General features: G+C 49.6%; 18 protein-coding genes and 4 tRNA genes. 13 read left to right on the forward strand and 9 right to left on the reverse strand.

Translation table 11 applies throughout. From position 1 onward, the window contains the following. The first annotated feature begins 30 nt into the window (after positions 1 to 30). Positions 31 to 1,956, forward strand: a complete 1,926-nt coding sequence (locus HMPREF1647_RS01360; RefSeq protein ID WP_035431413.1) for a prolipoprotein diacylglyceryl transferase — start codon at positions 31 to 33, stop codon at positions 1,954 to 1,956. Between the two features lie 88 nt (positions 1,957 to 2,044). On the opposite strand, the gene HMPREF1647_RS01365 is transcribed toward HMPREF1647_RS01360, so the two are convergent. After that, on the reverse strand, positions 2,045 to 4,084 hold the full coding sequence (locus HMPREF1647_RS01365) for a SpaA isopeptide-forming pilin-related protein (RefSeq protein ID WP_187468903.1): 2,040 nt from the start codon (positions 4,082 to 4,084) through the stop codon (positions 2,045 to 2,047). A gap of 363 nt (positions 4,085 to 4,447) precedes the next feature. Here HMPREF1647_RS01365 and HMPREF1647_RS01370 point away from each other — a divergent pair, with 363 nt between their 5' ends. Continuing rightward, positions 4,448 to 4,849, forward strand: a complete 402-nt coding sequence (locus HMPREF1647_RS01370) for a Fur family transcriptional regulator (protein WP_081933298.1) — start codon at positions 4,448 to 4,450, stop codon at positions 4,847 to 4,849. Positions 4,850 to 4,903: 54 nt separating this feature from the next. On the opposite strand, the gene HMPREF1647_RS06970 is transcribed toward HMPREF1647_RS01370, so the two are convergent. Continuing rightward, positions 4,904 to 5,113: a hypothetical protein gene (locus tag HMPREF1647_RS06970; RefSeq protein ID WP_156095532.1), complete on the reverse strand. Its 210-nt coding sequence runs from the start codon at positions 5,111 to 5,113 to the stop codon at positions 4,904 to 4,906. A gap of 207 nt (positions 5,114 to 5,320) precedes the next feature. Between HMPREF1647_RS06970 and HMPREF1647_RS01375 the strand changes: the two genes are divergently transcribed. The 10 genes from HMPREF1647_RS01375 to HMPREF1647_RS01420 all read left to right on the forward strand — a co-directional run bounded on the left by HMPREF1647_RS01375 (position 5,321) and on the right by HMPREF1647_RS01420 (position 13,664). Next, positions 5,321 to 5,395 (forward strand) — tRNA-Gly (locus HMPREF1647_RS01375). 166 nt (positions 5,396 to 5,561) lie between these two features. Further along, positions 5,562 to 6,839, forward strand: coding sequence for an aminopeptidase (locus HMPREF1647_RS01380; protein WP_035431418.1), 1,278 nt, complete (start codon positions 5,562 to 5,564; stop codon positions 6,837 to 6,839). Between the two features lie 48 nt (positions 6,840 to 6,887). Continuing rightward, positions 6,888 to 6,963, forward strand: a tRNA-Lys gene (locus tag HMPREF1647_RS01385). Positions 6,964 to 7,031: 68 nt separating this feature from the next. Next, a complete protein-coding gene (purB, locus tag HMPREF1647_RS01390) occupies positions 7,032 to 8,378 on the forward strand; it encodes an adenylosuccinate lyase (RefSeq protein ID WP_035431420.1) in 1,347 nt (448 codons plus the stop codon). Positions 8,379 to 8,381: 3 nt separating this feature from the next. Beyond that, positions 8,382 to 9,593, forward strand: coding sequence for a hypothetical protein (locus HMPREF1647_RS01395; protein WP_052039084.1), 1,212 nt, complete (start codon positions 8,382 to 8,384; stop codon positions 9,591 to 9,593). Positions 9,594 to 9,693: 100 nt separating this feature from the next. After that, positions 9,694 to 10,407, forward strand: a complete 714-nt coding sequence (locus HMPREF1647_RS01400; protein WP_035427161.1) for a response regulator transcription factor — start codon at positions 9,694 to 9,696, stop codon at positions 10,405 to 10,407. Positions 10,408 to 10,418: 11 nt separating this feature from the next. Beyond that, entirely contained in the window at positions 10,419 to 11,924 is a 1,506-nt protein-coding gene (locus tag HMPREF1647_RS01405) for a sensor histidine kinase (RefSeq protein WP_035431422.1), read from the forward strand. 75 nt (positions 11,925 to 11,999) lie between these two features. Further along, positions 12,000 to 12,896, forward strand: a complete 897-nt coding sequence (locus tag HMPREF1647_RS01410; RefSeq protein WP_035427165.1) for a phosphoribosylaminoimidazolesuccinocarboxamide synthase — start codon at positions 12,000 to 12,002, stop codon at positions 12,894 to 12,896. Then, a complete protein-coding gene (locus HMPREF1647_RS01415; RefSeq protein WP_035427167.1) occupies positions 12,883 to 13,509 on the forward strand; it encodes a hypothetical protein in 627 nt (208 codons plus the stop codon). Before HMPREF1647_RS01410 ends, HMPREF1647_RS01415 begins: the two co-directional genes overlap by 14 nt. A 79-nt stretch (positions 13,510 to 13,588) precedes the next feature. Further along, positions 13,589 to 13,664: transfer RNA gene (locus HMPREF1647_RS01420), tRNA-Arg, on the forward strand. Between the two features lie 609 nt (positions 13,665 to 14,273). Here the strand turns inward: HMPREF1647_RS01420 and pknB are convergent. The 6 genes from pknB to HMPREF1647_RS01450 form a co-directional block, all read right to left on the reverse strand. Beyond that, on the reverse strand, positions 14,274 to 16,199 hold the full coding sequence (gene pknB, locus HMPREF1647_RS01425; protein ID WP_035431424.1) for a Stk1 family PASTA domain-containing Ser/Thr kinase: 1,926 nt from the start codon (positions 16,197 to 16,199) through the stop codon (positions 14,274 to 14,276). A gap of 100 nt (positions 16,200 to 16,299) precedes the next feature. Further along, a complete protein-coding gene (locus HMPREF1647_RS01430) occupies positions 16,300 to 19,164 on the reverse strand; it encodes an FtsW/RodA/SpoVE family cell cycle protein (RefSeq protein WP_035431427.1) in 2,865 nt (954 codons plus the stop codon). A 2-nt stretch (positions 19,165 to 19,166) separates the two neighbouring features. After that, complete coding sequence (locus HMPREF1647_RS01435) at positions 19,167 to 20,426, reverse strand: Stp1/IreP family PP2C-type Ser/Thr phosphatase (protein WP_052039085.1); 1,260 nt, start codon at positions 20,424 to 20,426, stop codon at positions 19,167 to 19,169. A gap of 7 nt (positions 20,427 to 20,433) precedes the next feature. Beyond that, the gene (locus HMPREF1647_RS01440) at positions 20,434 to 20,847 is read right to left on the reverse strand and encodes an FHA domain-containing protein (protein WP_012809422.1); all 414 of its coding nucleotides are present in this window, start codon (positions 20,845 to 20,847) and stop codon (positions 20,434 to 20,436) included. Beyond that, a complete protein-coding gene (locus HMPREF1647_RS01445; RefSeq protein WP_035427174.1) occupies positions 20,847 to 21,971 on the reverse strand; it encodes an FhaA domain-containing protein in 1,125 nt (374 codons plus the stop codon). The genes HMPREF1647_RS01440 and HMPREF1647_RS01445 overlap by 1 nt, the downstream gene beginning before the upstream one ends. After that, on the reverse strand, positions 21,958 to 23,754 hold the full coding sequence (locus HMPREF1647_RS01450; RefSeq protein ID WP_035431429.1) for a serine/threonine-protein kinase: 1,797 nt from the start codon (positions 23,752 to 23,754) through the stop codon (positions 21,958 to 21,960). Before HMPREF1647_RS01450 ends, HMPREF1647_RS01445 begins: the two co-directional genes overlap by 14 nt. A 133-nt stretch (positions 23,755 to 23,887) precedes the next feature. Here HMPREF1647_RS01450 and HMPREF1647_RS01455 point away from each other — a divergent pair. After that, positions 23,888 to 23,974, forward strand: a tRNA-Leu gene (locus tag HMPREF1647_RS01455). 40 nt (positions 23,975 to 24,014) lie between these two features. Here HMPREF1647_RS01455 and HMPREF1647_RS01460 read toward each other — a convergent pair. Beyond that, positions 24,015 to 24,233: a DUF6724 family protein gene (locus HMPREF1647_RS01460; protein WP_035431431.1), complete on the reverse strand. Its 219-nt coding sequence runs from the start codon at positions 24,231 to 24,233 to the stop codon at positions 24,015 to 24,017. Positions 24,234 to 24,275 lie beyond the last annotated feature (42 nt).

Genomic DNA, 24,275 nt, shown 5'->3' on the forward strand with positions numbered 1-24,275 from the left:
GTCAGAAGACATGCCAACGAAGGACGTAGTATGGCCATCACACATGACTATGTTGACTATCTAGACGAGCAGATTGATATTGCTCCTGCCGGTAGCCAAGAGGAGCTTCAGGCCGCTCAAACCATTGCTGAAGAAATGAAACTTCACGGGCTTGAGGCAACCATTGAAGAATTTGATGCTAAGTCTATTAAGAGTCTTGGTTATTCAATTTATCTAATCCTCCTTTTCATTGGTGTTATTTTTGCAGGCACTGGTAATGCAGCACTCATTGCTTTTGGTGTTTTGCTTGTTGCTGGCTTTGGCGCACTTACTTGTCTCAAGTATTTTGGTAATGACATTCTGGGTTCATTTGGATCTTCTATTAGGAGCCAGAACGTTGTTGCTAAACACGAGGCCACTGGTGAGCTTGTCGCAAAAGGCAATCGTCCAATCGTAATTGTTGCTCACTATGACTCTCCACATACAAACTTCCTTGTTGAGTCCCCTGTAGCAAAGTACGTACCGCTTGCACAGAGGTATGCGCGTTGGTGTGTAGTTGCCGTGTTTGTTGCTACGTTTGTTCAGATTCTTCGTTTCCTTCCTGATCCAGTTCGTGTCCTTTTCTGGATTGTTGGTATTCTTGCAGCTCTTCCACTTGTTGCTCTTTCTGTCGCAACTATTGCAGAGCGTTTTGCACCTTGCACTATTGGCGCAAACAACAACAAGTCTTCAGTTGCAGCACTTCTTGGTATTCTCGAGAATGTCCGTCCTACTGGTCATCGACCCGAGGTTGTTCATCATTTTGCAGGAGATGCAGCTGCACTTATCCCAGAGCCTGATGAGGTGGAAGGCGTCCGCCACGGCGAGGAAGTTCTTAATTCACTGGGCATTCTTCCTGAGGATTGCGAAGTAAGCTACGTTGCTTATGACACTACTGGCGCAAGCCAGACTGCATCTCTCGAGGATGTTGCAGAGGCTGTAAATGCAACAACAGAAGAAGAGCGGACTGAGGATGCTTCTGCTGACAACACCGTTGCGTATGATTCTGTTGACGATGAGCTCAATGCAACTATGAAGCAGGTTCATGAATCCGCTGATGCAGATGCAACGCAGGTACAGCCTGAAGCAACACATGAGCTCCATGCTAAGAACGACTTTGCTCGTCGTGCGTCCCTCTTTGATCTTCCTGATCCTTCTGGCGACGCCGTTGATCCTCTAGCTCCATCTTCCGAGCCAGCTCCTCACTATGTTCCAGCTCCAACATCTGCGCCTTCTCCAGAGGCAGAAGATGCAGAGAGCCCATTCGACACCATTTCGGCTGATGAGGGTCTCACAGAGGCACAGGACGCAAAGACTCCTGAGGCAAAGCGTCGCTCCTTTAGACTCTTTGGTCGTAACGACGGACCATCAGATGATTGGAAGGGCGGAGCAGCTCCATCTGCAGAGAATCGTGAAGATACTGACTCTGAGGATGCATCTGTTGTCTCTGAGGATGATCTTCGTAATGCTGTTCTTTCACTTTCTGATGACGAGCTCATTGCACACGATATTTGGTTTGTTGCACTTGGAGCGTCTGATTTTGACCACGCAGGCATGAGGGAGTTCCTCGCAAAGCATAGAACTGATATTCGCGGAGCTTTTCTCATTAACCTTGATTGTGTTGGTGCTGGTACGCTTTCCATTCTTAAGAATGAGGGAATTGGCAACGTTCGCCGCGCTGATCGCAGAATGACTCGACTCCTTTCTACTATTGCAGCTGATCTTCATATTGATGTTGAGCAGAGTGCATTTGACTGGGACACCACTGATGCAACTCCTGCAATGCAGAATTCAGTTCGTTCTGTTACCTTGATGGGCTTGAGTGAGGATGGACTTCCTGCGCTAAGCCGCACCGCTGCCGATGTTCGCGAGAACGTTAATGCTGGTCAGTGTGCTGACGCTGCAGCCCTTGTTACTGAGCTTATTAGACGCTCATAAACGAACAAGTCACTAGCTAGAGTAAGTTTTTAAGAAAGGGCAGAGATTTCTGCCCTTTCTTTTTTAGCGCTAAGGCAAGGTTGCTCAACTAAAAGGAGCGTCTTATTTTTGCTGCAAATAAGTGGACACATCCAATAAGTACCGATCCTGCCAGAGCAAGCGAAAGAGGAATTGCATACGCACTGTCTGCCGTGCCCGGAAGATGGGGCTTAGGCGTCACACGAATAGTTTGTGCTTTAGAGTGACTATCGGTGTGCGAAGCAACTTTCTCACCATCTTTTGAGATGGTTTCGTAGGCGGTAACTTCTTTACCTTCAAGTGAGGCAGTCCTTACAGAAAAAGGAACCGCAGCTTCTCCCGATGAGGTAGGAGCTTTGAAGCGGACAGTTCCTCGAGCGATGGGTTCCGCTGTACCTTCTTGGAGCTGTTTTGTTTCATAGAGCTCTCCGGTAATTTGGTACTCTTCTCCTGGGGTAAGACCCTCGTATTTAATGTGATCAACAAGATTGAGTTTCTCGGCATATTCAGGATTTTTTGATCCAGCAACATCCACAAGCATCGTTTGTAAAGAAATTCTTTCATCAATGAGTTCAGGTGCTTCTACAGTCTCTTCAGAAGTAAGGGTAACCGTAGGGTTCCATTCTTTGTTGAGAGAGTAACCTGCTGGGGCCGTAATCTCCTTAAGTGAATAGGAGCCAAAGGGAAGACCTTCGACGGTAGCCTCTCCAAGCTCGTTTGTATCTACTGTGGTGACAACTTCGTGAGGAGCAATCCATTTTCCCTGATAGAAGATGGGTTGAGCAGAGCTATTAGTTAGCTCAATTTTGGCGCCCTTCAGACTTGGCATTTCTTCTGCCTCAGAATAACCATCGGGTGAACTTAGGGAAGTGTGTCCAATTTTCTTAACTTTAAGATTTCCTCTTATTACCTCGTCTTTGAAGGTAAAGGAGTGCTCAGACGAGGAATTCTCTTTTCCGCTAGAAAGATTTGTCCAGATAAGATTGCCGTTTTGGTTTGATAGCTTCCAGGTTTGAAGTGAATGTTCTGGAAGTTTATAGCCTTCAGGTGCTTGAATTTCTTCGATTTGGTAATACCCCAGAGGAAGCCAGGGTTTCTCGCCAAGAGTAAAGAGGTCATCTCCAGAAACCTTATGGTCTGCATCAAAAGAAACAAAACCGTGAGCATCTGTCGAGAAAACCCATGTTCTTAGTGTTGTTTCAGCAGAGCCGCTATAGGTCACTTTAAAAAGTGCACCCTGTAGCGTTGCGTTTCCTTGGGGAGAAGCGCTTTGCTGCTCAGAACGAGCGTCTTCATCGAGGCTAGTGTTGTGGTCAAAGTCTTGTTTTGAAATGCGTAGATCAAACTCTCCAATAGGAGTATCGGTAACCGTGAGAGTGCTCTCTTCCTGGTTTGTTATTTTTACAGCATGAACCGATTGATCAAGAAGAAAGCCCTTTGGAGCAGTGGTTTCTTTTACATATGCCGTTCCAACAGGAAGATTGTCGAGCGCTGCAGACCCAGATTTATCAAGGGTGAGACTGCCAAGAAGATTGGTACAACTCTCGTCGGAATATACTCCGTAGATAGCGCCTTCTAGGGTGTAGTGCTCGTTATTGGAGGTGACATCAGGCAATAAGGAGCCTTTAGTGATTTTGAGTGAGCCAGATTGCTGTCCAAAGAAAAACAGAACCTGTTTGTCTCCTGTGGGTACAAAGAGCTTGGCAACTCCTTTTTCTGGACCGCTGTCATTGTTTTGGGCGTAATTCATAGCATCGGAATAGAACTGCTCAATAGGTTGATGAAGCTCTGCCTGAGGAACACTTACCGCAAGCGCATGGGCTTCACCGCGCATAACAGTCCAAAGCGCAAACTGCGTGATGGCTCGCGCCTTCCATCCTGTATATCCATACACGTCCTTTTCTTGGGACGCGGTAGCTCCGTGATAGATGATGTAATCAATAGCTCGAAGCTGTTCATTTGTATACGTTCCACCGCGAGTACCGTTGACTGCGGTGAGCTTTGTATAAGACTGCGGGTCAACTACACTTCCCGTTGCTCCTGGCCATGCACCATAGTGGTTAAATTCATCTCCACAGTAAAGATAGGTACCGTCGCTAGCAGTCCACATGGGAATTTGCTGTCCACCAGGAAAATCTTCTCTTTGTGCAACGATAAATGAGGGCTCTTGTGCAAAAGCAAGCCTATGAGCAGGCTTTAGGAAAAAATGGCTGAGGAGAAGGGCTCCAAGTAACAGAGGGATAAACCAGAAGTGAAAGACAGAAGAAGAAGTTTGTCTTCGTGTAGCTGTTTCCTTCTTAGGTTTTGAGGATTTTGTGATAAACATGCGTGCCTCCAAACTGAAAAATCAGAGGTAGATTGCGTATATAGAGATAATTGGTAATGCATAAACGTGAGCTTTTGTTGCAACATATAGACAATTAGTGTTAACGTATTCAGTAATCAGTAACACTTACTAATTAATGAGGTTATCGTGCGTTACAGCAAGCAACGTGAGGCAATTCGTACTTATATGGAAGGTCGCCATGACCATCCAACAGCAGATAGTGTGTATGCAGCAGTAAGAGAGGAGTTACCAAACATCTCTCTTGGAACTGTTTACCGTAACCTTATGCAGCTTGTTGACGCAGGCGAGCTCCAGGTTGTTAATACCGGCGATAATATCTCTCGTTTTGATCCGACAACAACCGAGCATGCACACTTCCAGTGTCATGAGTGTGGCCGTGTCTTTGATGTCGACGGACCAGTTCTGAGGGACCTTACCAGCCTCACTAAGGATTCTTGCGGCGAGATTGACTCTTACGCTCTGTGCTTTACGGGTATTTGTAACGAGTGCCTAGCTAAGAACCCAGCGCTCAATCACAGCGTTAACTAATGTGTTGCAACAAAACAGCTTTCTTTAAGACCGGTGCTTCACCGGTCTTTTTCTTTATGGCGGAGCCTCAGGTTTGCGAGAAAACCTGTCTGCTAGACGTGCCCGCAGACCCGCATGTCCTACAGAAGGGAAGCTGCTTGGCATGACGGGGTCTCCGCCAAGCAGCTTTGCCCGAGGAAGGCGGAGTTGTCGGGTGGAGAGCAGGCGCCTATAAGAGGTGGGATAGTGGTGTGCGGGGGTCTCTCGCCAGAAGTACTTTTGCATAGCGCTCCTTTCGTTGGAGAGCATGCTAAAGAGTGACTTTGTGCCTATTCTGACCAGCGCCTGTCCAGTTTCTGACGGAGAAAATTTGTGTAGGCTCATATTTGTTGTATATGCGCAGCTAGGCAGAAAGCAACTCATCAAACTTTTATCTAGTTGCTAAGCAAGCAATCAAAAGGCAAAAAATACTGTGATAAAATCTACACAATTGCGGGTATCGCCAAGTGGTAAGGCAATGGCTTCCCAAGCCATCATCCGCGGGTTCGAATCCCGTTGCCCGCTCCAAAGACATACAAGAGCCCTTCGGGGCTCTTTTTATGGACAAGATTGAAATTTGGCGTTGTGAAGAAGGTTGTTCGGGTAGAAGTTGAGCGGAAATATTTTGGATATATCTTTGATAGAGCGTGCTTAATTACTCGAATTACGCGGACTGATGGTTGAAGGGAACAACATGGCACAAATTCCTATGACAGATCAAGAGGTAAAGATTGCCCTTGATGCGCTGTCTGATCAGATTGATAAATACGCAGAGCTTCTTGTTAAGAAGGGATGCGCAATTTCTGAGGGAAGTCAGCTGGTAATTAACGCTTCAATTGAGATTGCTGATTTTGCCCGTAGGGTTCAGCGAGCAGCTTATGCGGCTGGCGCAGAATTTGTCACAGTTATTTGGGGCGATCAAGAGTCCTCAAGAATTATGTACGAAAACGTTGACCTAGCGCGTCTCTCTAAGACACCAAGCTGGAAGATTGAGCAGCTTAACTCCCTTGCAGAGCAGGGTGCAGCATTTTTGTTCCTCTCGTCTGATGATCCAAATGGTCTAAAGGGAATTGATCCAGAAAAGCCAGCTGCTGTTTCTCGCGCAAGAAACCTAGAGTGCGACGTCTTTAGAAACGGCATGGACTTTGGAAAAAACGTTTGGTGTATTGCTGGTGTTCCTGCAGCTGAATGGGCAAAGGTAATTTTCCCAGAGCTTTCTGAGGCTGAGGCAACCTACAGGCTTTGGATTGCAATTTTGGACGTTGCTCATGCAAGTGGAGAAGATCCTCAGAGTGCTTGGGAGACCCACAATGCAACATTTGAGAAGACCAAGCGCTTCATGAATTCTCACCAGTTTGAAGAGCTTCGCTATGAATCTTCAAATGGAACTGATCTGACTATTGGTATGAACCCAGGGCATCTTTGGGAGGGCGGCGCTGGAAAGACTCAGGATGGAACGTTGTTCTTCCCTAACATTCCTACTGAGGAAGTCTTTACCACGCCAAACTATCGCAAGGTAAACGGCACTGTTCACTCTGCGTTGCCTCTGATTCATGCCGGCCAGATTGTTAAAAACTTCTGGTTTACCTTCAAAGACGGCGAGGTTGTTGACTACGGCGCTGAGCAGGGCAAAGACGTTCTGACTTCTATTGTTTCTCAAAAGGGCGGCAAGTACCTGGGAGAATGTGCGCTTATCTCCAAGAACACGCCTATTCGCCAGAGCGGCATTCTGTTCTACGATACCCTGTATGACGAGAATGCTAGCTGCCATTTAGCGCTTGGAATGGGCTTCCCAGAGTGCCTGAAGGGCGGCCTTGAGATGAGTCCAGAAGAGCTTTTGGCCAACGGTGTTAATCAGAGCACTACACACGTTGATTTTATGATTGGTGCAGACGATTTGAACATTTGGGGAATTTCTGCCGATGGAAAAGAAACACCAATTTTCGTAAATGGACAATGGGCATGGGAGTAAACTGCTACACTATCCTAGTTGCGTGGTAAAATTGCCACGCCCGATAATGGGCCGTTAGCTCAGTTGGTAGAGCAGGGGACTTTTAATCCCAAGGTCTAGGGTTCGAACCCCTAACGGCCCACCAGGTAATTCAAAGGTCGGGTACCATAGTGGTACTCGACCTTTTCTTTTACGAGCAGAAGGAGTCTCATCGTGGTAGATCGCTACACCGGCAAAGAAATGGGCCACATCTTTTCTTTGGAGAACAAGTACGCCGTTTGGCAGGAGATTGAAGTCCTTGCGTGCGAAGCACAGGCTGAGCTTGGTGTTATTGGTATTTCTCACGAAGAGGCAGCTTGGATTCGTGAGCACGCTGCGTTTAATCGCGCTGAGGTAGACGAGATCGAGGCCGTTACCAACCACGACGTCATTGCCTTTCTGACCAATATGGGCTCCTACATCGATGCTAAGGTTCCAGAGGGTGAGCTTAAGCCAAGTCGCTGGGTTCACTACGGTATGACCTCAACGGACCTGGGCGACACCGCTCTTTGCTATCAGCTCACCCAGGCATGTGACCTGCTTATTGCTGCGGTTCGTCGCTGCGCTGCTATCTGCAAGCGTCGCGCATTTGAGGAGCGCGATACTCTGTGCGTTGGTCGTACTCATGGCATTCATGCTGAGCCTATGACCTTTGGCATGAAATTTGGTAGCTGGGCCTGGGAGTTTAAGCGCGACCTTGACCGCTTGATGGATGCTCGTAAAAACGTTGCCTATGGTGCTATTTCTGGTGCTGTTGGAACCTACTCTTCCATTGATCCTTTTGTAGAGGAGTATGTTTGCGAGAAACTCGGTCTTGTCCACGATCCACTTTCAACCCAGGTAATTTCTCGCGACCACCACGCTTACCTTGCTGGTGTTCTGGCAACCGTTGCCGCTACCTGCGAGCGTATTGCAACTGAGATGCGTGCGCTGCAGAAGACCGATACCCTCGAGGCCGAGGAGCCATTCCGCAAGGGCCAGAAGGGCTCTTCCGCTATGCCTCACAAGCGTAACCCCATTACTGCCGAGAAGATCTGTGGTTTGTCCCGCGTAGTTAAGGCAAACGCACAGGTTGCTTTTGATAACGTTGCTCTTTGGCACGAGCGTGATATCAGTCACTCTTCCGCTGAGCGCGTTGCCCAGGCAGACAGCTTCATTGCTCTTGACCACATGCTCTCAAAGCTTGAGTTCCTGCTTGATGGCATGGTCCTGTATCCAGAGCAGATGATGGCCAACCTCAATAAGACCCGTGGCATGCTCTTCTCGTCAAAGGTCCTTCTTGCCCTGGTCAACACTGGTATTACTCGTGAAGAGGCATACAAGATTGTCCAGTCTAACGCTATGAAGGTTTGGGCAGATATTCAGCAGTGCAAGGAAGGACCATCCTATCAGGAGCTTCTTGAGGCAGATCCAGCTTGTACGCTAAGCCATGAGGAGCTTGAGAAAATCTTTGATCCTCGCGCATTCCTTACCCGTTCAAACGTTTTGTTTGACCGTCTTGAGCATCTTGAATTGGACTAAATCGTGTCACTGTTTGGGAACATTTCTCGCCGAAACTTCTTTAAGACGGGAGCGGCTGGTGTCGTAGTTGCGGGTGCAATTAGCATCGCGGCTGGCTGCTCTCATCAAGAAGGCTCGGGAGATGCAGGAAAACCGCTGGTACTTGACGAGTCCTCTGGCACAAATGTGCTGGACTCCTATAGCTCAGCGGAGTATTCTGCCCAACCTAGCCAGACCTGGAGTCTTCCTTTGGGAAGCGTGTTGCATCCAGCCGATGGAAATTGGATTCCCGTCACCACGGCCGGCGCATCTGCTACGCCAATGGTAAAGGGCTCTGCTCTTTCGCTGACGTCTGGCCAGGTTGTTGACGTTGTTCCTGCGGCTCAGATGAACAATACCACCGCCGTAATTTACGACGTTCGTTGCTCCGACTCCGTTTATGCATGGGTTGAGGTGGACACCACAACCTTTGACTGGGAGCTTCTTGCCGCACCATTTTCTGACGGCAAGCTTACTGGAGATGCAAAGGTCCTCTACAAAGCTGATAAAAACTGGGATCCGGCTCCGTTTGCCTGCGGAGACGATAAGGTGGTTTGGCTCGTCCAACCAGCTTCTTCTGGCGAGAAAACCCGTGAATCTTCTCACTGCTACGTGTGGCGTGTGGGGGATGCTGAGGGAACGGATGCCGTTGAATCTCCAGGTAGATTTGCTACTGCACCGTCTGTCTCAAAGGGCGTAGTTACCCTCACTCCTCGAGTTCGCGCCTCCGAAGGCACCTTCTATGGCGTTACAGCATATCTGCTGGGAGACAACCTTAAAACCAAGGTTGACCAGCTTGTTATGCCTCAATCTGTCAAACCTTTTGCAGCAAGTCGCGTAGACGATAAGTTTATTGTGTCGGTTGAAGCAAGTTATGACTCGGGCGGTCTGCTGGGCAAGATGGGAACATATATCCTGCCTGCTTCAGGCGAAAACCCTTACGTCATTGAGCGTGAACCTTATGCAATATCGGCAGGTAAAGGTAGTCTTTACATAGTTAAGAGCCGCGCCTCTTACGTGCTTGTTGATACGCAAAATCAAACGGCAAACTGGCTCTATTCAATGGATAGAAGCGTTGATTACGGAGAGTTTCCCGCTCGAGAAGGCAACTGTGATTCTTTTGTAACCTACTCAACTGTTAAGGATCCTACCAGTGGATATCCGGCTTCCGTGACAGTTCGTGTTTTTTCTTTGTAGATTATTTGTAGGTATAGAGATAGAATGAATACAAATAATTAATGAATAATCGTAATGTGCCATACGCACATACATGCAGGGCAAAAGAAAAGGGGAGACAATGGCTTCCGACGAGAAGAAAATTCTGATTGTCGAAGATGAGAAAGTCATCCGTGACGCCGTCTCAGCATATCTTGAGCGCGAAAATTACGTTGTTAAGGGCGTTGGCGACGGTCAAAGTGCAGTTGAAGAGTTTGAAAAGCACGCATTTGACCTGGTGATTCTCGATCTTATGCTCCCAAAACTTTCTGGAGAGCGCGTTTGCCGTGCAATTAGAGATACCTCTAACGTGCCTATCATTATGCTTACCGCAAAAGGTGAGGTGGAAGACAGAATTATTGGTCTTGAGCTTGGTGCTGATGACTATCTTGTTAAGCCTTTCTCGCCACGTGAGCTGGTGGCACGCGTTCGCGCGCTGTTCCGCCGTACGTATTCTGAGCCAGATACTGCTGTTGACGTGCTTGATTACGGTACCCTTACTATTGATATTTCTGGTCACAAGATTCTCATCAACAACGAGGAAGTTGACCTGACCGCTTCAGAGTTTAAGCTGCTCACCACCCTTGCTCGCTATCCTGGTCGCGTGTACACACGTATGGAGCTTGTCGAGAAGGTCCTGGGTTATGATTTTGAGGGCTATGAGCGCACTATTGATTCGCATGTCAAGAACTTGCGCGCAAAGCTCGGCGATGATCCTCGTAATCCTCGCTGGCTGTTCACCGTTCACGGTGTCGGCTATCGCTTTGAGGCTGGCAACGCTAGCCACGAGTCCTAAGCTCTAGAGTTTTGGCGCTCTTCAAGAAACATCATTCAAATTCTCTTAAGAACCCTCCGGAAACTGAGGGTTCTTATAAAACTATTAAGCCCGATCCCGTTGGCACTCAAAGCTTTACCACCCGTATGGCGGCGTTCTTTGCGCTGACTGCTGTCATGACGGTATTGGTGCTTATTTCTGTTTTGGGCATTGTGTGGGAAAGTCGTTTTACCGCTTATACCAGGGAGAACCTACAAAACACCGTTGATACTACCGCGCTCAATATGTCTCAGGCGTACGCGCGCGCAGAAGGCTGGAATGCCGACGTTCTCTCTATTGCACGCCAGGCCTCTGCAACCAATTCCGATATTGGTATCCAGGTCTTAGATGTTTCTGGCGTGGTTCTGTATGACGACTCGGCGCCAAATGCTCGCCGACCTGGCGGAAATAGTGCATTATCTGGCCCTCAGACGGGTGACGCCGTGGTTTATGCAGTTGTCCAAAACCTACAAGGTGAGCCTGTGGGCAGCATTAGAATTTGGACGTTTGGTTCTGAGCCGTTCCTGACCCAGCGAGACATTGCGTTCCGTAATGGCTCTTACCAGGCAATTAGTCTTGCTGCAGCCATTGCAATTTCGCTTTCGGGGTTAATTGGTATTTTGGCCTCACGTTCACTTACCAAGCCCGTACGCCGTATTACCGAGACGGCTGTTCAGATCAGAAGCGGCAATCTTGCGGCTCGTTCAGGCATCCGTGGCGAGAATGAACTGGGGCGTCTGGGAGAAACCTTCGACGACATGGCGTCTTCACTCGAAAGAGACATTAAGCTTGAACGTCGTCTGACCAGTGATGTTGCACATGAGCTCAGAACTCCGCTCATGGCTATCATGGCCACCGTTGAAGCAATCCAAGATGGTATTTTACCTGCAGATGAAGAGCGCTTGGAAAACATTGTGTCTGAGAGTAGACGTCTTTCTCGCCTGGTAGACGCCATGCTCCACCTCTCGAGACTTGAGAACGGAAAGACAAAGTTTAACCCAGAAAGCGTCAATGTTGTGGCTATGGTGGCGAGTCTTGTTGCGGTACAAGAAACACTCTTCAAGGAGAATAACCGCACGTTGACCTTTGTGGATAAGACACCAGAGGGCAATTGTTTTGTTGATATTGATTCGGACATGATCCGAGAAGCCCTGACCAATTTGTTGAGCAACGCTATCCGCTATACCGACGACGGGGGTCATGTTGTTATAACCGTATCAATCGACGATAACGATGCGGTTATCTCCGTGACTGATGACGGTATGGGAATTGCTCCTGAGGACATTCCACAGACCTTCTCGCGATTCTGGCGCGCCGAAGAAAGCCGCGAGCGCGCTTCGGGCGGTCTTGGCGTTGGATTGGCAATCACAAAAGAGATTATGGACCGTCATAACGGCACTATCTCGGTAGAATCCGAGCTTGGAAAGGGCACGACCTTCTCGCTGCACCTTCCTCTGCTTGCCCAAAATAATATCTCTGTAACAGATACTTTGTTGTAGGCCGATTTTTGGGCATTTTGCCGTACAATCAAAAGTCCTGCAATACAACGCGCTTTGCGCAGAAGTGAGGTCATTGTGGCTGGAGCTGAGCTTCGTCCCGATTCGCACGGTAAGGTTCGCGATATCTACGATTGTGGCGACAAACTTTTGATGGTTGCGAGCGATCGCATTAGTGCTTTTGATTTTATTCTCCCCGACGAGATTCCTTTTAAGGGAGAAATTCTGACACGTATCAGCGCTTTCTGGTTTAATCGCTTCAAGGACCTTCTGCCTAACCACATGATTTCTGTTCTGCCAGATCAGACTCCTGAGCAGTTTGCAGATTACACTGAGTATCTTGCTGGCCGCGCAATGCTAGTAAAGAAAGCACAGACCGTGCCAATCGAGTGCATTGTCCGTGGTTACCTTACTGGTTCTGGCAAAAAGACCTATGACCAGGACGGTACCGTCTGCGGCATTAAGCTGCCTGATGGTCTGACTGAGGCATCTAAACTTCCTGAGCCAATCTTTACACCTTCAACTAAGGCTGAGCTTGGCGATCATGACGAGAATATCTCGTTTGAGCGCTGCTGCGAGATTGTTGGTGAGGATGTTGCTACTCAGCTGAAGGAAGCCTCGCTTGCAATTTATAAGGCTGCTGCAGAATATGCTGCAACTCGTGGAATTATTATTGCGGATACCAAATTTGAGTTTGGTTTTATCGACGGAAAACTTACACTTATTGATGAGTGCCTTACACCTGATTCAAGTCGTTTCTGGCCTGCTGAGGGTTATTCTGAGGGACACGTTCAGCCAAGCTACGACAAACAGTATGTGCGCGATTGGCTGAAAGCCCACTGGGACATGCAAGGAGAGCCACCTCATCTTCCAGAAGAGGTTATTGAGGGTACGTCCGAGCGTTATCGTACGGCATTCCAGATTATTACGGGAACTGAGTTTGTACCACTGAAGGAGACCAATGTCACTGCGTGACACCATTACAGGCGCAACCAAAGAAGCGCGTGAGGCTACCGCAAGCCTTTCAAAGAAAGAAACCTCTGAGGAGACTGAGCGTCCTTCGTATTCCGCTTTTGGTCGCAAATCTGCTGCTACTGCTAAACCAGTGCGAGAGGCAGCTGCGTCTGTACGTGTGAGTGGCTCCGGCTCTGGCTCCAGTGCTCCAAAGAGCAAAGAGGAGAAGCGTGCTGCACGTGCTCGCCAGCGCGAGCGCGAGGATATTCGTAGTCGCGGATTTGAGGCTATGCTGCGCGCGGATCCAGACTATCATCGTGCCGAGCGCGTTTGGTGGGTCTTCTTGGGTCTTGGCTTTGTAGCAACCATCATTACGCTGGTGCTTTCGTATATGGTTCCTGAGTCCAGGGATTTGAACACTGGCGTTGGTATGATTTCTGCCATCATGCTGGTCTTTGCTTACTTCTGCATCTTTGGTTCGGTTGTCTACAGCTTCTTTAAGATGCGTCCTCTTCGCAAGAAGATCGAGGCTAAGGTTGCTGGCATGACCGATAAGAAGCTCAACGATTTCTACCTCGAGCGTCAGGCTGAGTACGACAGAAAGAGAGCCGAGCGCAAGGCTCGTCGCAAGTAGCAGTTTCGTGCTGCTGCCGGCGCCGTAAGCGATGGTGATATTTGCGTACGCGAGCCTACGTGAGTAGAATATCCCACATGCCTTCGTAGCTCAGGGGATAGAGCACCGCTCTCCTAAAGCGGGTGTCGGCCGTTCGAATCGGCCCGGGGGCACCATTGATTTCAAACCGGCAGCTTTGCGCTGCCGGTTTTTCTCTGTTGAGGCGTGTCAGCGTCGGCTTTTAGGTTTGGCGTACAAAATGGTGCATCTTAGCCGCGCCTCGCTGAGAAATTGTCTAGTTCTTAATCAAGATAACCGGACAACTGGGGCTCAATGTCTGACGACCGAGTGGTCTCCCTGACTGATATACATCTTTATGCATAAACTTCATCTAATATGCTGGAAAATGAATAGAGAAATATAAAAAATCTAACTATAGGTAAATTTCACTTCTAAGCAACACACCTATGTCGGATAATCTGCTTAATTGCGGGCATATTACACACCTAATGACGATAATCTGCACGCCTTAGCTATTTTCGGCGTCATGTATACGTCTTTTTGACAGATTATCCGACTTAGGTGTGTTCGGCTATCAGCAAAAACAGGTCGTGTCGGTTACATCAGTTGTCTATGACCCGAAAAGCGCTGAAGTGCTTGCGTCGCCGGTTCCGGCGATGACACGTGCCGCTGTCGAACAATTTCTGTGGCAGCAAAAAGCCCTGCAACCAAACACGGTTGCAGGGCTTGAACGTACTGGTTGAGCACATTGTACGCCGCAGCGATTACACTGATGGGCGAGGTCCGCTAGAGACGCGGATGGTGATAGTAGCACCAGCTGCAGCGCTTGATGGTGTCTGGCCAACTACGTTTCCAGTTGCAACGTTGTCATCGTAGACCCAAACCGTGTTGACCTGGAAGCCAGCGTTTTCCAGCGTGGACTGAGCGGTTTCAAAGTCCTTGCCAACGACGTTTGGAACAGATCCGCTCTGAGCACCAGAGGAAACAACGATGGTTACGGTAGAACCCTTATCTGCCTTGCCGTTAGCTGGAGACTGGGAGATGACACGGCCCTCAGGAACGCTCGACGAAGGCTGTTTCTGAGTATCTACCTTGAAGCCTGCATCTTTCAAAACATCGGACGCACGCTCGGCAGTCATCTCGGTGACGTCTGGAACATCTGCCTTACCCTTGCCAGTAGACAGGTGATAGGTGATGGTGTCGCCAGCTTTAGCATCGCTACCTGCGGCTGGTTCCTGTGTTGCAACATAACCAACGGTTACGTCGTCCGACTCAACCGAGTCACCATTTCTTGCTTTGAGGCCAACAGCAGCAAGAGCAGACTCAGCCTCTGATGGACTCTTGTTGGTAAGATCAGGCACCTTAACTGCAGCAGCAGGTTTAGCGCCCTTAGAAATGACAAGGTTAACCGCGGTTCCTTCAGAAGCCTGTTTGTTAGCGCTTGGTGTCTGATCAATGACCTGGCCTTCAGGAGCAGAATCACTGTAGCTTTCTGTAACAGTTCCCAGCTTAAAGTGGCTATCAGAAGCATTTAGTGCCTGAGTAGCCTGGTCTTTTGTCTGACCAACAAACTGTGGAACCAGATACTGCTGGGCGGAGTTGCCGAGCATCTGTGCAATAGCAAAGCCGGCAAGAGCCAGGACAACCAAAGCGCCCAGAACGCCGAGAATAACGTTGCGCTTGTGACGTTTATTCTCGCGCCTGTCAAGCTCATCAGCCTCTTCGCGAGAATGGACGCGGTTCAAGCGACCAGTGTCGCCACCGCGCGTGATGTAGGTGTTGGAGCCGTCAATGCCGCGACGATCCAACCTGGAAGTTGGCTGAGGTGGTGTCACAATGCGGGGGCTCACGGTGGTGTTGCTTGGAATAGTAGCGCGGCCAGCAATAAAATCGCGCAGCGCACGAGCAAGCTCGTCAGCACTCTGATAGCGGTCAGCTGGGTTTTTCTCCATACAGCGAAGAATGATTGCCTCGAGTGCGGGGTCAACGTTGGGGTTGATCAGCGATGGTGGCTGAGGAGCCTCGTTGACCTGCTTCATAGCAACGCTGATAGCGTCATCACCAACAAAGGGAACGCGGCCAGTTGCAGCTTCGTACATGACAATGCCTAGGGAATAGATATCGGTGGTTGGTCCCAAAGGCTTGCCGGTACTCTGCTCTGGAGAAACGTAATGAGCGGTGCCAAGAACAGAGTTATCGGTGGTTAGACTGCTGTTCTTTGCACGAGCAATGCCAAAGTCCATGACCTTGATGTTGCCATCTGGCTGGACCATGATGTTCTGTGGTTTGATGTCACGGTGAATGATGTCGTGACGATGTGCTACAGAGAGCGCCTGAGCAATCTGAGAGCCAATCTGAGCGACCTTACGGGAATCAAGGGCTCCATGTTTGCGGATGCCACTCTTAAGGTCTGTACCACGCAGATACTCCATGACAATGTAGTAGGACTCGCCATCCTTACCCCAGTCGTATATCGAGACAATATAAGGACTGGAGAGCGCCGCTGCAGCCTGAGCCTCCTGCTTAAAACGGGCAGCAAAGGAAGGATCATTTGCGTACTGCGGCAGCATCATCTTGATGGCAACAGTACGACCAAGAACCTGGTCCTGTCCGCGGTAAACGGTGGCCATTCCACCGGTACCAATTTTGTCTTGAACCTGGTAACGCCCACTGAGCATTCTACCTGGCATAACTCAACTCCTATCAAGCGTGCGATTTTCTCGCCACGTCACTTACTATCTTAGAACACACCCAACTACTTGGGGAGAAGACCGTGCGGTGTTTTAGGCGCTACGAAGCAGCTCCCAAAGCCTGGATGTTCAGGCACTGCGCAAGAACACGTCCGCCAACTTGAGCACCGTAACCTAAAACGTTCTCGCCGTTGCCTTCGATGACAACAGAAACAACAAGAGTTGGGTGGTCGTAAGGCGCAAAACCGATGAAGAACGAGTTAAAGTTACCGTTCTCGACGTCTGCCGTACCTGTTTTACCTGCAATCTTGACACCCGGAACGCGAGCTCCCATACCAGTGCCAGATTCAACAACGCCCAACATTGCCTCTCGGACCTGCGCAGCGGTATCCGCAGACACTGCCTGTCCAAGCGATTTTGGTGACGTTGTAGAAACAACAGCTCCCTCTGGCGAGAGAACGCGATCAACAATGTAAGGGTTCATGACCACGCCGCCGTTAGCAATTGCAGCCGCAACAACAGCGTTTTGCATGACAGTGGTCTGAGGACCTGCAGGGCTTGCATGCTCTCCAACAGGAAGACCGCAGGATGCCCAGCCAAGCTCCCAGGTGGTCATCTCGGCAGGATTTGGCATCAGCGATGGTGTAGTGGAGAAGTCCTGGCCAAGCGCTGTGCCATAACCAAAGGCACGTGCATAGCTGACCAGGTTGTCTGCGCCAAGTGCTACGCCAAGCTGCGCCAACGCCGTGTTAGAAGAGCGAGCAAATGCCTCACGCAGAGGAATAGTGCCCATGTCCTCGTTGGCGTAGTTGTGGATGGTTCCACCGCCAAGCTCCATAGTTCCTGGAGCTGAATAGGTGGTGTCCAGCGTGGTGGTATGTGTGTCAATTCCAGCAGAAAGCGTAATGGTCTTAAACGACGAACCAGGGGAGTAGAGCGCCTGGGTAGTTCTGTCGACCAGCTGACTGCCGGTACCAGACTCGATAACAGTGCCCAGATCAGCGTGGGTGTATGAAGGGCTTGAAGCCTTTGCAAGCACGGCTCCGGTGGCTGGATCCATAACAACAATGGAGCCGGAATATCCCTGGAGTGCAGCTTCTGCTACAGCCTGCATCTGGGAATTGATGGTCAGAACAACGCTTGAACCAGCGGTATTAACGCCTGCCATCGAGTACAGAGCGCTTCTCCAGTCGGAATGATCTGCGTGACCAGTGAGCGTTTCGTTCATGGTGGACTCGATACCTGCAGTTCCGTACTGGGTTGAGATGTAGCCAACGGTGTGAGAAGCCATGCCGTCGTGCGGATAGTTGCGCACGTAGGTGCCGTCGTCTTGCTTGACGCTCTCTGCCAGAGTGACGCCGTCAGAAGTCATGATGGCGCCGCGCTGAACATATGCGCTCTTAGCAATAGTGTGGTTGTTGGTAGGAAGTGCCTGAATTCTAGGTGCGTCAATGACCATCAAGAAGGTCAAGTTGCCGAGAAGAACGGTGAAGAAGAGGGTAAACACGGTAACCAAATTGGTCAGACGTTTTCCAAGGGCAACACGTCCCAGAACACCGGATTCCTCAGACTGCAGTCCAAAGCCTCCACGGATGTGGCTGCCATGCAAAACGGAAGAGGCGTGAGCTCCACCAGAAGAAATTTCGAGCCTCTGGGAGTCAAGCGTTTTCTTGCTTGGCTCAAGCTCTGTTTCGCGACCAGTTCCCTCGTCACCTGCTCTGAGCAGCAGGGCAACAATGATAAAGCTGGAAAGAAGAGAGCTGCCGCCCTGACTCATAAAGGGTAGGGTAACGCCGGTAAGAGGCATGAGCTTAGTAACGCCTGCAACAATGAGGAAGGTTTGGAACGCCAAAACGCTGGTAAGACCAGCAGCCGCAAAAGCAGATGAATCGGACTTTGCACGAGCCGCTGTTGCAAGACCGCGCACAGTAAGGAGCAGGAACAGGGTAATAATTGCCGCTCCGCCAAAGAGTCCCAGCTCCTCAGCAATGGCCGAGAAAATAAAGTCAGACTCAACAATAGGGATAAGCGTAGGCATTCCCTTATCAATTCCAGTGCCAGCAAGACCTCCATCTGCGATGGAATAGAGGGACTGGACAATTTGGTAGCCGTCTCCAGCGGGATCTTTGAAGGGGTCAAGCCAAATGTTGACACGAGTCTGAACATGACCAAAGAAGTGATAAAGCACCACGCCGCCAATGGCCAAGAGCGCAATACTGACAAAAACGTAGCTTGCGCGACCTGTTGCTACATAGAGCATGATGACAAAGAACACGAAGAAGAGCAGAGCGCTACCAAGGTCGCGTTCAAAAATAACAACAATCAGGCTGATGCCCCACATGACAAACAGAGGAAGCAGCATTTTAAAGCGAGGAATGCGGAAAGGTCCAAAAGAACGCATGGAGACCGATAGGGCTTCTCGATTCAGTGCAAGATAAAATGCCAGGAAGAGCGTAATGGCAATCTTTGCAAGCTCACCAGGCTGGAAGGTGAATGTGCCAAAAGAAATCCAGAGTTTTGCGCCGTAGCGATCTTGGCCAATAACAATTGGCAGAAGAAGCAGTATGACGCCGAGAATACCAATGGAGTATTTGTAGCGTGCTAACGCGTCAAGATTTCTAATGACCGCTAGTACCACAATCATCACAACAACAGAGATAAAGAGCCAAATTGTTTGGTTGACTGCAAGATTTGGCGCAAGTCTGGTGACCATGGTGATGCCAATTCCCGAGAGCACAAACACAATGGGGAGAATGGCGGGATCTGCTGCGGGAGCAAGGAACCTAATAGCAATGTGAGCTACGGTAAATGCTGCAAAGAGACCAATAGGAACGGCCATTGTCTCAAGGCTGAGCGTTGAGCGAGCAGTAATCATGTACATGGCGTACAGCAGAAATACAGGGATTGCTCCTACAAATAGTAAGAAGAGCTCTGTATTACGCCTTAGTCCACCTGCTTTTTCCATTCCTACTCACCTCCCGAACTTGTTGTTGACGTTGTTGTTTCTGTTGTGGGTGTTCCGCCAGACTGAGCGTCTTCTTTCTTTTTGACCGCTTTAGTGTTGGCGTCGTCAATTTGTTTGCGGTAATTCTCGACGGTGCTATGTGCTTCATCCTCGTTTTTAACGCGAATTCCGTCTGCAAGAGAGTCTTGAACTGCGTCGGGCAAATCTTTTATTTCAATCGACGTAGTTTCAACAAGCGAAGACATGTTTATGCCGGCAATTGTTGTAGGAATACCTCGATAAACGCCAACGGTAGTTCCGTTAATTCCTAAGTACCACTCGCTGCTTACAAACAGGAAGAACACCGCAACAGTGGCTGCAAAGAGCGCAAGGAACGAGACAAACGTGGCAATGACGCCACGAGTAAGGTGTTTTCTGGTTTGATCGGCTATGCCGTCGTCCAAGACATCGATGACAATAACGGTAATGTTGTCTGAGCCGCCATAGGTAAGAGCTGCGGAAACAAGGTTATCGGCAGCCTTTTGTGGCGTGACGTTAGAGACAGCAATGGCTTCAATCTCATCGTCGGGCACCATGCCAGAAAGGCCATCGGAGCACAAGATGATGCGGTCACCATCAGATACTTCAAGCGAGAAATGATCTGCGTACATGTCTGGATCAGAGCCAAGAGCTCGCGTAACTACTGAGCGAGAAGGGTGTGTACGCGCCTCATCAGCAGTAATCTGGCCAGAATCAATGAGCTCCTCAACGTAGCTGTGGTCATGAGTAATGCGGACCAGCGTGCCATGATGGAGCAGGTAAATGCGAGAGTCACCAACATGAGCAACGGCCATCTGATTGCCCTCAATGAGGACAGCAGAGGCAGTGGAGCCCATGCCAGGTTTGCCAATACCCTTTGCAGGAGCATCAATAACTTCCTGGTTAGCAGCCTCAATTGCAGCGCCAAGACGGACATCGTCTGCGGTACTTGGTGCCTGTTCGGCAATAACCTTAACAGCAATGGAGCTTGCTACCTCACCAGCGGCGTGACCTCCCATACCATCGCAGATGGCAAAAAGGGGAGTGCGCAAAAGGAACGAGTCCTCGTTATGCTCGCGAACTAATCCCACGTCAGAGCGGGCGCCCCAAGAAATAAAGGTGTTAGAGCCAGAAACTGCCTCTGCGTCACAACGACCATCAAGTGGCAGCTCGCAACGACCAGGAGCACTCACGGGCTCTTGTGTAGGTGTATCAGAAATATGTGTTGTATCAGAAGAAACCATGAGCCTCTTATCGACGTCCAACACGCATAATCACATCGCCGACCTGGACTTCGTCTGTGTCACGAAGGGTAACAGGCTGCTCGATGATGTGACCATTAACCATGGTTCCGTTTGTGGATCCAAGGTCTTCAAGTACCAGAGCAGGACCCTGGATAGTAAAGCGGGCGTGTGAAGCAGAAACGTAAGGTTCGTCAATCACAATGTCAGACGAAGGAGAACGTCCAATAACAACAGGACCCAAGATGTCTACGTGAAGACCACGTAAGGACTTGACGCCCTTCTCGACATCAACGGACCAAATAGCTCCGTCTTTGCGCTGACCGCGGACAAGACCAATGCCCGTGCGCATGACCGAGAACAGGAAGATGTACAACAGGACAACAAGCAGAACACGTCCTGCAAAGAGAATCAAATCAATCATTAGTTCTCCCGGAACTGAAGGTCCATAAGACCAATGGTAATGAGGTCTCCGTCGCGCAGAATTACCTCATCTACGTCGATATCGTTGACAAGCGTTCCGTTAGTGGAGTGCAAATCAGCAATGTGCCAATCATGACCGTCATAGGTCATCTCGGCGTGACGTCTTGAAACGTTAGGATCGCGCAGAACAACGTCTGCCTGAGAGCGCTCGCGACCAATAATGGCTCGAGGAGCCTCAACGCGATACGAACGACCGCTCTGGCGATCAATCAAAATGCAGGTAGCGTCCATGTTTGCGCGTGGCGTGCCTTGCAGATTGCGAGAAGAACGACCGCCTGCGCCGTTTAATTGGGCATCAAGGGAAGGCGTGATACGACGCTGAGTCATAGGGACGGGAGCCGCTGTTGGGATAGCTCCGTTAACAGGAAGGTCTGGAAGTCCGTTTGAGCTTGGAAGAACAGGCATAGGAGTGGACTCAGCTGCGGAAACAACAGGAATTGCGCCTTGAGCCTCAACAAAGTCTGGTGGCATTACCGCAAGACCGGCGTCTGTACCAGCAAGATCTCCTAAAACCTCTGGCGTTGCATTATCTGCAGAAACGGGTCTAACTACAGACAGAGGATCTGGCTCTGGCTGTGGTTCTGGCTGAACAGCAGCGCGAGAATTGTGTTGCTGAGGCATTTGAGCTGCAGCTCCTCCAACACTGGAGTTTCCACCCAAGAAAGCACGCTCTTCATTGCGTAGCTGGTCAAGTGTATTGCCGTCAACGTTTTCTGCAAAGACAGCAAATTTTCCAGGCTTCAGAGATGGGTCAACCATAAAACGAACAAGCGGCTGACCAACAAATACATAATCTTTTTGCTGAGCCTGAGCAGCCACGAAGTCAGAAACCTCTGCAGTTAGATCAGCATAAAGAGGACGCATCAGTGAATCGTCTTGAGGAGCAACTAAAACGGTATACAGGGCAGGCGCAGTGTCTACGCCATCAATCTCATACGTCTCACGTTCCATCTCTTTAGCTGCGCGTTTGGCAAGCTTCTTAAAAGAGAAAGGCTCTGCGTATCCCTGAGGTGCGGCACCAAAGACCGAACCAATACGGTTTTCAAAGTCACTAAGAAAGCTCATCTAATTCCTCGCCTTCCTGATCCGCGTCAAGTGGACCTATCAGGACAATTGCAATACATACAAGTACACATAAGAATACCGTAATTAGTACAGAAACTATACTTTCAACTACCCAAAAATTGGGATTCTCCATCCAAGCTGCCCATATAAAGCCACTTGAAAGCAATATGGCACAGACAATTTGTCCAAAAACCATCCATCCGCGACGTCTTTTCTGGCTCATAAGCGAGCCTAAAAGAGCAGATAGGGAGCATGCCCCAAAGCGAATCCAAAAAGGAAGCCCTGAGGCCAGTGAGGTGTAGTCATAGGCAAGAGGAGTTGCCGCAAAGCCCAAAGATATGCCTCTTGCAAACAGTATTCCAAAAAGATAGCTAAAAGCTCCTGTTAAAACTGCAGGTAGAGGATGCATGGTGGCGGAGACAAGCACTGGTGCTGAAACAGGAGCAGGTAATAAAGCTGCTAATAAGCAGTTGATGCTGCTAAATTTTGAGACCCTTCCTGCAAAGGCCCACCAGATAACGCTTACCAAGGTTACAAGCGTTGCAAACGGGAATGAAGTACTGGTAGGGCTAATGCTTGCCAGAGCATATACCGCGCATGCAATGACCAGTGCAGAACCCAACGGAGTCCAAAGAGCAGCTGCCGCAGCTCCTACAAGAGAGCCTACCACAATAAACGTGAGCGATTCTGGAGCAATAAGCTGGAACAACTGGGCGAGAAGAACGCCGGTGACCAGCGCTGATACGCCACGCACGGCAGCCGAGGGCAGCCAGGGGAAGCGGATTGAGAGCGGAAGATGCTTGACGTCCCAGGTCTCGGTTTCCTCTTCTTCCGACTGTTCCACCAGGGATTTGAGGCTTTTCTCGCCTTGTTTTTCACTGCCAAGAGGAGTCACAATTTCTTGTGCAAACTCCAAGACGCTTCCTTGTCTCATTGACGGCTCAGGGGAAAGCGCCTGCGTCAAGGCGGCATCTACAGCAAAGGGAACCTCGGGATCTTCTTTGAGCAGAGGAATTTTTGGACCCTTGTAGATGTGATCAAGGGATTCTTTAGCCGTTCTGCCCGCAAATACATTGACGCCCGTCAAGGCCTGCCTCAGAACAACAGCAAGCGAGAAAATATCAGCGCGCTCGTCAACAAGCATGCCTTCAACCTGTTCTGGAGGCATGTAGCCTACCGTACCACCACGAGCGCCGCCATAACCAGCAGCTGAAGCAAGTGTTGCCATACCAAAGTCGGCAAGTTTTACCGTACCTTGGCGGTCAATCATGATATTTGTTGGCTTGATGTCCAGATGGAGCACGCCGTTTTCATGGGCATAGTGAAGCGCCTTTGCAAGTGAAGACACCATGTGAGCTGCTTCGGCATAGGTGAGGTAGCCACCCTCAACGCGAGCTAAGAGCTCCGATAAATTAAGGCCATCAACAAACTCCATGACCAGATAGGCGTAATCACCTTCAATCTCAAAGTCATGAACAGTCACAATGTTAGGATGCGCCAGCAAACAAGCGGTTCTTGCCTCAGAAAGAGCCTCGTCAACAGTTGAAGCAAGCACGCCGGGAGTCTCGGAAGCCCCTAACAATGGCATGCGTTTAATGGCTACGCGCCTCTGCAAACGAGTATCCCAGCAGGTACAAACGGTGCCAAAACCTCCGTTACCTCTGCGAGCAAGAACGCGATATCGGTCCAACAAAATTTCTGGCTCAGCCGCAGGTGATGCCTGCTGAGCAGAAGGTGAATGTAGATATGTAGTCTGCGTGGTCTGTGACCGCGAGTCACTCACGGCAACCTCCTGTGTTTAAAGTGTGTTTGTCGGCCGTGACTGTCTATATTCTACCGCTGAAAAGAATTTTCTTATATATCTATTGTTTTTCCATGAGAAGAAAACAAAATGTTGTAGTATTATTCCCTAGCACGCGGGTGTGGCGGAATTGGCAGACGCGTACGGTTCAGGTCCGTATGAACGCAAGTTCATGGGGGTTCAAGTCCCTTCGCCCGCACCATTTGCATTTAAAAAGCCCCTTTACGGGGCTTTTTTGTTACTTATTTGTTGTCTGCATCAAAGTCAGACCAGCCTTCTTCGTCTTCTCCAAAGAGGTCCCAGTCGTCTTCAGTCTTCTTGTGGTTGAAATACATCTTTTTGGTTTTGCGCTCTAACACAAAAGAAATAACCAAAAAGAGCAAAATTCCACCAAGTACGAGGAACAACACACCGGTCTTATCGCCAAAAAGCCAGCCGACAAATGAGTTAATTGCGTCCATAATCTAGCTCCAGAACATGTGAAGGGTTAAGAATCTGAATAC

Origin of the sequence: Lancefieldella parvula DNF00906 (assembly GCF_000758945.1) — a bacterium.
Taxonomy (GTDB): Bacteria; Actinomycetota; Coriobacteriia; order Coriobacteriales; family Atopobiaceae; genus Lancefieldella; species Lancefieldella parvula_C.

Excerpts from the sequence above, each read along its gene's own strand:
- HMPREF1647_RS01360 (WP_035431413.1), top strand. The coding sequence starts at position 31 with ATGGCCATCACACATGACTATGTTGACTATCTAGACGAGCAGATTGAT.
- HMPREF1647_RS01365 (WP_187468903.1), bottom strand. The coding sequence starts at position 4,084 with ATGTGGACTGCTAGCGACGGTACCTATCTTTACTGTGGAGATGAATTT.
- HMPREF1647_RS06970 (WP_156095532.1), bottom strand. The coding sequence starts at position 5,113 with ATGCAAAAGTACTTCTGGCGAGAGACCCCCGCACACCACTATCCCACC.
- HMPREF1647_RS01380 (WP_035431418.1), top strand. The coding sequence starts at position 5,562 with ATGGCACAAATTCCTATGACAGATCAAGAGGTAAAGATTGCCCTTGAT.
- HMPREF1647_RS01400 (WP_035427161.1), top strand. The coding sequence starts at position 9,694 with ATGGCTTCCGACGAGAAGAAAATTCTGATTGTCGAAGATGAGAAAGTC.
- HMPREF1647_RS01415 (WP_035427167.1), top strand. The coding sequence starts at position 12,883 with ATGTCACTGCGTGACACCATTACAGGCGCAACCAAAGAAGCGCGTGAG.
- pknB (WP_035431424.1), bottom strand. The coding sequence starts at position 16,199 with ATGCCAGGTAGAATGCTCAGTGGGCGTTACCAGGTTCAAGACAAAATT.
- HMPREF1647_RS01430 (WP_035431427.1), bottom strand. The coding sequence starts at position 19,164 with ATGGAAAAAGCAGGTGGACTAAGGCGTAATACAGAGCTCTTCTTACTA.
- HMPREF1647_RS01435 (WP_052039085.1), bottom strand. The coding sequence starts at position 20,426 with ATGGTTTCTTCTGATACAACACATATTTCTGATACACCTACACAAGAG.
- HMPREF1647_RS01440 (WP_012809422.1), bottom strand. The coding sequence starts at position 20,847 with ATGATTGATTTGATTCTCTTTGCAGGACGTGTTCTGCTTGTTGTCCTG.
- HMPREF1647_RS01445 (WP_035427174.1), bottom strand. The coding sequence starts at position 21,971 with ATGAGCTTTCTTAGTGACTTTGAAAACCGTATTGGTTCGGTCTTTGGT.
- HMPREF1647_RS01460 (WP_035431431.1), bottom strand. The coding sequence starts at position 24,233 with ATGGACGCAATTAACTCATTTGTCGGCTGGCTTTTTGGCGATAAGACC.